Genomic DNA, 9,743 nt, shown 5'->3' with positions numbered 1-9,743 from the left:
GGCACACTGTTGAGTTCTCAAAGAACACGCACACACCATCGCGCTTCGGACTAGATCCGACCCGCTCCGGGGCAACCGTTCCAAGCTATCACATCCGGTTCCGGGGGCGCAAGCTGATGCGTTCCGAAACTCTTCTGCGAGAGCAATTCGATACTACACCGGACATGCCTGGATTCCCAACCTCCCGGTCGGGCGGGCTGTTCCGTGTCGCTCGAACGACGACTAAGTTACGCCGACGCCGATGAGCCGTCAAATCCGCTGGTCAGAGGCCCATCAGCGTCGGCGCACGGTCAGTCTCGGACGACGCGGACGCCCGCGAAGTTCCGCTTGCCCCGTCGGAGCACGAGCCATTCGCCGTGCAGGAGCTGCCCGTCCCGGGGAGTCCACTCCTCCGAGGAGACCCGAACGTTGTTGACGGAGGCTCCACCTTCCTTCACGGTGCGGCGCGCAGCCCCCTTGCTCTCGCACAGTCCCGATGCGACGAGCAGGTCGACGATGGTGTCCGGCTCGCCGGCTCGCAGTTCGGTCACCGAGGCTTCGGTCAGTGCGGCCGCGAGGGTGGGCTCGTCGAGATCACCCAGTTCCCCCCTGCCGAACAGCGCGCGGCTCGCCAGCTCGACGGAGGCGGTGTTGTGCGCGCCGTGCACGAGGGTCGTCATCTCCGCGGCGAGTCGCTTCTGCGCCTCCCGGGCATGCGGACGCTCGACGGTCGCGGTCTCGAGTTCCGCGAGTTCCTCGCGGTCGAGGAAGGTGAACCAGCGCAGGTACTTCATCACGTCCGCGTCCGCCGCGTTCACGAAGTACTGGTACCAGGCGTACGGGCTGGTCATCTCCGGATCCAGCCACAGGCTGCCGCCACCGGTGGACTTGCCGAACTTCTTCCCGTCGGAGGAGGTCACGAGCGGGACGGTCAGGGCGTGAACGCTCGCACCGTCGGTCCGGCGGTTGAGCTCGACGCCGGCGATGATGTTGCCCCACTGGTCCGAACCACCGACCTGCAGAGCACACCCGTATTCGCGGCGGAGCTGCACGTAGTCGTTGGCCTGCAGAAGCATGTAGCTGAACTCGGTGTACGAGATGCCGTCGCCTTCGAGACGGCGCTTCACGGTGTCGCGGGCGAGCATGACGTTCACGGAGAAGTGCTTACCGACGTCCCGCAGGAAGTCGATCGTGGACAGACCCCCGGTCCAGTCCAGGTTGTTCACGACCACGGCGCCCGTCGGGGAATCCTCGAAGTCGACGAATCGTTCGAGCTGGCCCCGGATCCGCCCGGCCCACTCGGCGACGGTGTCGGCGGAGTTCATCGTGCGCTCCCCCACCTCGCGCGGGTCACCGATCATCCCGGTCGCGCCACCTGCGAGGACGATCGGCCGGTGACCGGCGCGCTGGAACCGTTTGAGGGCGAGGAGAGGAACGAGGTGACCGGCGTGCAGGCTCGGCCCGGTCGGGTCGAAGCCGGCATAGAGGGTGATCGGACCCGTGTCGAGATCGCGTCGGAGGGCGTCGAGATCGGTCGATTGCGCGATCAGACCGCGCCAGGCCAGTTCGTCGAGAATGTGCTCAGTCACCGCTCGATCATCCCATCAGTCGTGGGAGGGGGCGGGCGCGCGTGGGCTGCGCCGGTATGCGGAGACGCCGACGGCACCGGGAATCCACAATCGCCACGGCCTGTCGGCGGCGACGCTTATGCCCACGCGTGGACCTCGCGCGACCTCGCCGACCAGCGGTTCGGCCGAGTGCACCAGCCGTACCCGCGCGTCGCGCGATTCCACGTCGATCCCGTTGTCGGCCAGGCTCAGGCCGAGCGCCGAGGCCAGATTGCCCGGCCCCCGGGCAAGGTTGGCGAATGCCGTTCCGGGTGTGCGGCGGGAACGGGCATGCGACTCCCCGTCGACGATCTCTCCGCCTCGCAGGAGCACAGCGCCGGCGACGCCGTCGGGTCCGAGGGAGATGTTGGCGCAGAAATGCAGGCCGTAACTGCGGTAGACGTAGAGGTGACCCGCAGGGCCGAACATGACGGAATTGCGGGGGGTGGGTCCGCGATACGAATGCGCGGCCGGGTCAGGCCACGGTCCGTCCTCGGGTCCGCCGTAGGCCTCCACCTCGGTGAGGCGCACGGCGGTCTCGCCCACCTGCACCGTGGCGCCGAGCAGCACTTCGGCGGCCTCGACCGGGGTGAGCTCCTCGAGATCGACGGACGGACGGGCGCGGCTCAGTCCCGGCTCCATCCCGCGACGCCGCGCGCTACGAAGTCGTCGTGTTCGGCGTCGGTCACCTCGCGGGCCTCGTCGACCAGCAGGACGGGGATGCCGTTCTCGATCGGATACGCCCGCCGCAGTCGCGGGTTGTACAGGACCGTGTCGTCGACGAGAAGCAACGGCCCCTTGTCCTCGGGACAGGCCAGAATGCTCAGGAGCGTGGGATCGACAGCCACGGATGTCCTTTCGTGGGGCGGAACCGAACCGCGTCCAGGCTACCGCGCCCCGGCAGGGGTTCCGGCCGTACCCGTCTGCCACGCCGCCGCGACGGATTTGGTGAACCGCTTGTACACCCCGCTCGCAGGGTCGAGATACCAGCTCCGGACTGTGGGCGTGGGCAGTCCCCGGTCTCGGAGAGCGTCGGCGGAGGGGCGGTAGGACGGTCCGACGGGGATCTCGGGCACGACGTGCACGAGGTCCGGCCGTTCGGCCGGCAGTACGTCGTCGAATGCCGCGGTGATCTCCGCCGCCGTGGGGGCCTTGTTCCCCCGCAGCGTGCAGGCGGCCACCGCGATGTCGCGGCTGCCGACCGTGATGCCGTAGGCGACGGCGAGATCCACCCGGGGGATGCCGTCGAGGACGTCGGCCACGCATTGTGTGAACACGGGGCCGTGGAAAGTGGGGATCACGGTCCGCCGACTGTCGATCAGCCAGTAGTCGCCGTCGGCGTCGCGACGGAACAGGTTGTCGGTGGGCATCCACACGTCGCCCGGTTCGAAGACACCGCGCATGACGCCGCTGAGCGCCGAGGCGGCCGGGCCCGGTCGCCCCAGCAACAGACCGACCTCGCCGACCTGCGCCTCGCGCACGAAGCCGCGCTCGTCCTCGACCAGCCGGCCGGTGCCTGCGTCGTAGGCGGCGAGACGCACGTCGGCGCTTCCCGGCAGTGGCCGCCCCTTCGAGCCGATCTTCGACCCGGAGACGTTCGCCAGCACCACATTGCCTTCGGTGGAGGCGTAGAACTCGAGGACGCGGGCGGGTGCGAATCGCTCGAGTGTGCGTCGCCACAGACCGGGCGGCATGCCGGAGCCGATGAACAATCGGATCGGATGGATGGCGTCGATGTGCAGCGACGGGCTGTCCAGGACCTCGCGCATCATCGACCATGTGTAGGTGACGACGGTGACGCCGTAACGATGCACCTCGTCGCTGAAGAGCGAGGGGTCCAGTCCGCGCGACAGGGCGATGCGCGCTCCCCCGGCCAGGGCACCGCCGAAACTCACGAGCAGTCCCGACGAGTGATGCAGTGGCGCGAGGCAGTACATCGTGTCGCTGCGACCGAGCGAGGCGGCGGTAGCCGTACCGAAGGCGGACAGCGCCCATCGGTAGTTGGTGACCCGCCGCATCGCGAGACTCTCGCCGCTTCCGGTGAAGAGCACGAAGGCGAGTTCCCGGGCGAGTCCGGGATCGGGCACGTACCAGCCCGGCAGTTGGACGCCGGAGATGTCGAGTCGTTCGAGGTCGACGACGTCGGTCCCGGCTTCGATGTCGAGGTCGCGCACGTCGCCGCCACCGAGGACCAGGACGGGCAGTCCGGTCGCGACGGCGGCGTCGAGGTTCTCGGGATCGGCGACGATCTTCTCCACGCCTCCGAGGCGCACGGCCTCCGCGATGTCGGGTCCGGGCGGGATGAGGACCGAGACGGCACCGAGGCGGGAGATCGCGGCGACCGCCGCCATCGCGCTCGGCCGTACGCCCATGAGGACGCCGACGTGGGTGGCGGGTCGGATGCCGTTGTCGACGAGGCCGAGAACGATGTTGTCGATCCGCCGGTTGACCGCGTCGAAGGTGTAGACGCGGTCCTCGAAGATGAAGCACTCGCGTTTCGGCGAGTTGCGGCCGATCTCGGCGAGCAGGGCGCCGACGGAGATGCGGGTGCGCGACTGGATCTGCCCGAGGCGTGCGAGGCGAGGCAATGCCCGTGCCGCTTCGCCGGTGAGGTCTCGTGCACCGCGGACCGCACCCACGGCGATGCCTGCGAGTCCCTTGCCGACGTCCGTACCCACGTCGGCGAGGGTGGCTGCGGTATGGGTGATGCGCGATGCGACCGAGACTCCGGTGCCGCCGTCGCCCTGCGGGTCGGGCACGGCCATCGGCGCGATGCCGACGGGACGATCCTCGGCTCCTTCGCGCCACTGCACCCATTCGCCGACGGTCGGCCATGTCTGCTGACCTGCCACGCTGCCCACGACGAGACCGAAATGACCTGCGCGCAAGGTGCATTCGAATATGTCGGCTCGGGGTGCCGCCTTGCGGATCCCGCGTACGGCGAGGGGTTGCCCGATGTCGTCGACCTCGCCGACGAAGGCGAGCACGGGGCAGGTGATCTCGGCGAGGCTCACGGGCCGGTCGTTGATGACGAAACCCCCACTGACCATGCGATTGTGGGCGATGAACTGCCGCAGCACCTCGGCGACCGCGGGGCCGGACCAGCCCACCCATCCTTCCGTGTCGAGGAACCGGCGCTGCGGCTCCCGGGGCAGCAGTGCTTCGCGGTCGTGGAGCTGGAGCAGGAAGTCGATGCGCGAGCGCAGCGTCTTGACCGGATCGAGCAGCTGGAAGCCCGTGCGGGCCATCCAGCCCGTGATCGCGAGCCGGTTGAAGACGTGGTCGGCGAGGAAGTCCGCGGAGCGGGTGGCCACGATGTCCGGGATGCCGAAGGGCAGCGCGGCCAGGGTGTCGACGGGACTGCCGAAGGTGATCAGGCTCGCGAGGCCGCGACTGCGCCGATAGGCCGCCACCTGGTAGCAGAACATGCCGCCCTGGGAGTAGCCGCCGAGGTGGACGTCACGATCGGTGTAGGCCCGCACGCAGTCGACGATCTCGTCGAGGGCGAGGATGTGGTCGGTCAGGGTTCGCTTCCAGCCGCCCTCTTCCTGCTCGGGAGACCCGAAGTCGACCACCCAGGGGTCGAGCCCGGCCTCGTGGAGGACGGCGACAGCGCCGGCGTCGCGGGTGACGTCGTACACCTCGGCCGAGACCATCATCGGAGGCACGAGGACCACCGGCACACCGGTGGTGGCGGTGTCCGACTCGGGGAAGTAGCGGCGCAGCCGGTACATGGCGGTGCGCTCGACGACCTGATACGGCGAGGACGACGATCCGGGTTCGAGACCACCGAAACGGAGAACTTCGAGACCGTTCTGTGCGGTGGCGACGAGCCGCCGTACCGATTCGGTCACTACATCGGTGTCCAGTCCCACGACCCGCACTCCTTCTCGACGTGTCCGCACCGGCACCCGGCACCTGCCGTTCTACACCGATACCCGCCGCGTGCCGAGCGTATGCGCAAGCCTGCCACACGACCGGTCCCGTCCCGGGCAACTCGGAGTCTGCCCGGGACGGGAGTCGAGGTCAGTCGCGGACCCAGCCGCGCAACTGCGTCGCCGTGTCGCGGACTCTGCCGAGCTGTTCGGCGACCCGCACGCCCGCGGTGCCGCCGCGGGCATTGCGCGAGGCGATCGATCCTTCGACGGTGAGCACTTCCCGCACCTGCGGGGTCAGCGCGGCGTCTACACGGGCCAGCTCGTCGTCCGTGAGGTCCTCGAGGCCGACACCACGACCTTCCGCGACCCGCACGCACGCACCGGCGGCCTCGTGGGCGATCCGGAACGGAACTCCCTGCCGGACCATCCATTCGGCGATGTCGGTCGCGAGGGTGAAACCGGCGGGGGCGAGTTCGGCCATGCGCTCGGTGTGGAAGGTCAGCGTCGAGACGAGACCTGCCACGGCCGGGAGCAGCAGTTCGAGCTGAGCGACGGAGTCGAAGACCGGCTCCTTGTCCTCCTGCAGATCCCGGTTGTACGCCAGCGGCTGCGCCTTGAGTGTGGCGAGCAACCCGGTGAGGTTGCCGATGAGGCGACCGGCCTTGCCGCGGGTGAGCTCCGAGACGTCGGGGTTCTTCTTCTGCGGCATGATCGACGACCCGGTCGACCATGCGTCCGCGAGGGTGACATATCCGAACTCCGGGGTGCTCCACAGGATCACCTCCTCCGCCATGCGGGAGAGGTCGACGGCGATCTGTGCGAGGACGAACGCCGCTTCCGCGGCGAAGTCACGGGAGCTCGTGGCGTCGATCGAGTTGTCGGCCGCGGAGTCGAAACCGAGATCCGCGGCGATCGCGTCGGGATCGAGGCCGAGCGAGGATCCGGCCAGGGCGCCGGAGCCGTAGGGCGAGATCGCCGCCCGCTTGTCGAAGTCGCGCAGGCGATCGACGTCGCGCAGCAACGGGTGTGCGTGGGCGAGCAGATGGTGCGCGAGCAGGACGGGTTGCGCAGCCTGCAGGTGGGTCTTGCCCGGCATCACGGCATCGGGATGTGCCGCCGCTTGATCGGCGATCGCGTCGACGACGTCGAGCACGCCGTCGGCGACACGCCGCACGCTGTCGCGCAGCCACATGCGGAACAGCGTGGCGACCTGGTCGTTGCGGGAGCGACCCGCGCGGAGCCGGCCGCCGACCTCGGGGCCGACCCGTTCGATGAGACCTCGTTCGAGTGCTCCGTGCACGTCCTCGTCGGACTCGGCGGGGGTGAACGCGCCCGAGGCCACGTCGGCCGCGAGGCGTTCGAGGCCGTCGAGCATCGTGGCGAGATCGTCGTCGGTGAGCAGTCCGGCGCGGTGCAGCACCTTGGCGTGGGCTTGCGAGGCGCGCACGTCGTACGGGGCCAGTGCCCAGTCGAAGTGGGTGGACTTGCTCAGCGCCGCCATGGCGGCGGCCGGTCCGGATGCGAACCGGCCGCCCCACAGGGCGCCTTCGTTGGTGCCGTGGGCGTCCTGACCGGCCATCACTACAGGCCCAGATCGCGCTTCGCGGCGACCTTGGAGGACAGCCCGTGGATCTGGACGAAGCCCTTGGCGTTGGACTGGTCGAAGCTGTCGCCCTCGTCGTAGGTGGCGAGGTTGAAGTCGTACAGCGATTCGGGGCTGCGCCGGCCGTTGACGGTGATGTGGCCGCCGTGCAGCACCATGCGGATGTCGCCGGTGACGCGCTCCTGGGTGTTCTTGATGAAGGCGTCGAGGGCGGTCTTGAGCGGCGAGAACCACAGGCCGTCGTAGACCAGCTCGCTCCAGCGCTCCTCCACACGCCGCTTGTAGCGGCCGAGTTCGCGCTCGAGGGTGACGTGCTCGAGTTCCTGGTGCGCGGTGATCAGCGCGATGGCGCCGGGTGCCTCGTAGATCTCGCGGCTCTTGATGCCGACGAGGCGGTCCTCGACCATGTCGAGGCGGCCCACGCCCTGGGCTCCGGCGCGCTTGTTGAGCTCCTGGATGGCTTCGAGGACGGTGACGTGCTTGCCGTCGATCGCGACGGGGCGACCGGCCTCGAAGCTGATGATCAACTCGTCGGGTGCCTGCCAGTGGGTGGTGGGGTCCTCGGTGTAGTCGTAGACGTCCTTGGTGGGGGCGTTCCACAGGTCCTCGAGGAAGCCGGTCTCCACTGCACGGCCCCAGACGTTCTGGTCGATGGAGAACGGGGAGCGCTTGGTGACGTTGATCGGCAGGCCGTGCTCCTCGGCGAAGGCGATGGCCTTCTCGCGGGTCCAGGCGTAGTCGCGGACCGGTGCGATGACCTGGAGGTCGGGTGCGAGGGCGCCGAAGCCGACCTCGAAACGGACCTGGTCGTTGCCCTTGCCGGTGCAGCCGTGCGAGACCACGGTGCCGCCGTGCTCGCGGGCAGCCTGCACGATGTGCTTGACGATCAGGGGCCGGCTGATGGCCGACACCAGGGGGTAGCGGTCCATGTAGAGCGCGTTGGCCTGGACGGTGGGCAGGCAGTACTCGTTGGCGAACTCGTCCTTGGCATCGACGACGATCGACTCGACGGCTCCGCAGTCGAGGGCGCGCTGACGCACGACCTCCATGTCCTCGCCGCCCTGGCCGAGGTCGATGGCGACGGCGACGACCTCCTTGCCGGTCTCCTTGCCGATCCAGCTGATGGCGACGGAGGTGTCCAGCCCGCCCGAATAGGCGAGTACGACGCGTTCGGCCATTGTCTTTGTGCTCCTTCGTATTTCGACGTGAGTCTATGAGTGGTAGGTCAGGCGAGTGATTCGATTTTCGCGGCCAGTTCCGCCCCCGTCGTCGGTTCGCGGGCGATGACCGCGATGGTGTCGTCGCCGGCGATCGTTCCGACCACCTCGGGTAATGATGCCCGATCGAGTGCACTGGCCAGATAGTGCGCCGCCCCCGGAGGGGTCCGCAGGACGGCGATATTGCCGCTCGCGTCCGTGGAGACCAGCAGTTCGCCGAGCAGACGGGACAGGCGATCCGTGCCTCCGGTCACGCCACGGACGGGACTTCCGTCCTCCGGAACCACGTATACCCCGGCTCCCCCGTCGGCCGCGCGGAGTTTGACGGCTCCGAGCTCCTCGAGATCGCGCGAGAGGGTCGCGGTGGACACCTCGATACCCTCGGCCGCGAGCAGAGCGGCCAGTTCGGTGTGACTGCCCACCGCGTGGTCGGCGAGCAGCGCGACGATGCGGGCCTGCCGCGCCGCCCGGGTCGGCGCGGCAGCACTGGCCCCCTCCGCCGGGGACCGGTGCGCCGCGGTACTCACGGTCAGCTCCGGCTCTGCTCGAGCAACCACACGAGCAGGGCCTTCTGGGCGTGCAGACGGTTCTCGGCTTCGTCCCAGACCACGGATCGGGGCCCGTCGATGATCTCGGCGGTGATCTCCTTGCCGCGATAAGCGGGCAGGCAATGGAGCACGATCGACTCGGAATCGGAGAGCGAGACGAGTTCGTCGTTCAGCTGGAAGGGCCGGAAGGGGGCCTCGCGGTCCTTGCCGTCGTCCTCCTGCCCCATCGAGACCCAGGTGTCGGTGACGAGCACGTCGGCCCCGGTGGCGCCGGTTCGCGGGTCGTCGGTGACGGTGACGCTGCCGCCGGTATCCTCGGCGCGCGCACGGCTCGCGGCGACGATCTGCGGGTCGGGGGTGAATCCGCTCGGCGAGGCGATGGTGACGTGCATGCCGGCGGTGGCGCCGCCGAGCATGAGCGAGTGCGCCATGTTGTTCGCACCGTCACCGAAGTAGGTCATTCGCAGGCCGGCCGTGCCGCCCTTGTGTTCGCGGACGGTCTGCAGGTCGGCGAGGACCTGGCACGGATGGAACGAGTCGGTGAGGGCGTTGACGACGGGCACGGTCGAGTGCGCGGCGAGCGTCTCGATCCGGTCCTGGCCGTAGGTGCGCCACACGACCGCTTCGGTGAAGCGGGAGAACATCCGCGCGGTGTCCTCGAGAGTTTCACCTTTCCCGATCTGGGTGGAACCGGTGTCGACGACGATCGCATGTCCGCCGAGCTGAGCGATGCCCGCGTCGAACGAGAAGCGGGTGCGGGTGGAGGTCTTGTCGAACAGCACGGCGACGCTGAGCGGACCTTCGAGGGGCCGCCGGGACAACGGGGCCTTCTTGAGTTCGGCGGCGAGTTCGAGCACTTCGGCCTGTTCGGCCGGGGTGAGGTCGTCGTCGCGCAGGAGGTGACGGAGCAC

Annotated in this window: 8 protein-coding genes; all 8 read right to left on the bottom strand. The window is 68.9% G+C overall.

All coding sequences use genetic code 11. The features are described 5' to 3' along the window. Positions 1-290 precede the first annotated feature (290 nt). The gene (tyrS, locus tag MOM01_RS15735) at positions 291-1,568 is read right to left on the bottom strand and encodes a tyrosine--tRNA ligase (RefSeq protein ID WP_241386349.1); all 1,278 of its coding nucleotides are present in this window, start codon (positions 1,566-1,568) and stop codon (positions 291-293) included. A gap of 15 nt (positions 1,569-1,583) precedes the next feature. Beyond that, the gene (locus MOM01_RS15730; RefSeq protein WP_241386348.1) at positions 1,584-2,228 is read right to left on the bottom strand and encodes a DNA-3-methyladenine glycosylase; all 645 of its coding nucleotides are present in this window, start codon (positions 2,226-2,228) and stop codon (positions 1,584-1,586) included. Next, the gene (locus MOM01_RS15725; protein ID WP_241386347.1) at positions 2,213-2,434 is read right to left on the bottom strand and encodes a Trm112 family protein; all 222 of its coding nucleotides are present in this window, start codon (positions 2,432-2,434) and stop codon (positions 2,213-2,215) included. Before MOM01_RS15725 ends, MOM01_RS15730 begins: the two co-directional genes overlap by 16 nt. A gap of 39 nt (positions 2,435-2,473) precedes the next feature. Next, positions 2,474-5,461 (bottom strand): AMP-binding protein, encoded by a 2,988-nt coding sequence (locus MOM01_RS15720; RefSeq protein ID WP_241386346.1) that lies wholly within the window; start codon positions 5,459-5,461, stop codon positions 2,474-2,476. Positions 5,462-5,612: 151 nt separating this feature from the next. Further along, entirely contained in the window at positions 5,613-7,043 is a 1,431-nt protein-coding gene (argH, locus tag MOM01_RS15715; protein WP_241386345.1) for an argininosuccinate lyase, read from the bottom strand. A 2-nt stretch (positions 7,044-7,045) separates the two neighbouring features. Continuing rightward, positions 7,046-8,245, bottom strand: a complete 1,200-nt coding sequence (locus MOM01_RS15710; RefSeq protein WP_241386344.1) for an argininosuccinate synthase — start codon at positions 8,243-8,245, stop codon at positions 7,046-7,048. A 47-nt stretch (positions 8,246-8,292) separates the two neighbouring features. Continuing rightward, a complete protein-coding gene (locus MOM01_RS15705) occupies positions 8,293-8,811 on the bottom strand; it encodes an arginine repressor (RefSeq protein WP_241386343.1) in 519 nt (172 codons plus the stop codon). 2 nt (positions 8,812-8,813) lie between these two features. Further along, complete coding sequence (argF, locus tag MOM01_RS15700; protein WP_241386342.1) at positions 8,814-9,743, bottom strand: ornithine carbamoyltransferase; 930 nt, start codon at positions 9,741-9,743, stop codon at positions 8,814-8,816.

The sequence above is a fragment of the Rhodococcus sp. CH91 genome (assembly GCF_022554085.1).
Lineage (GTDB): Bacteria > Actinomycetota > Actinomycetes > Mycobacteriales > Mycobacteriaceae > Rhodococcus.
This window is presented reverse-complemented; position numbering and strand designations above follow the sequence as displayed.

Coding starts and splice junctions, on each gene's coding strand:
- MOM01_RS15730 (WP_241386348.1), bottom strand. CDS start 2,228: ATGGAGCCGGGACTGAGCCGCGCCCGTCCGTCCGTCGATCTCGAGGAG.
- argH (WP_241386345.1), bottom strand. CDS start 7,043: ATGGCCGGTCAGGACGCCCACGGCACCAACGAAGGCGCCCTGTGGGGC.
- MOM01_RS15710 (WP_241386344.1), bottom strand. CDS start 8,245: ATGGCCGAACGCGTCGTACTCGCCTATTCGGGCGGGCTGGACACCTCC.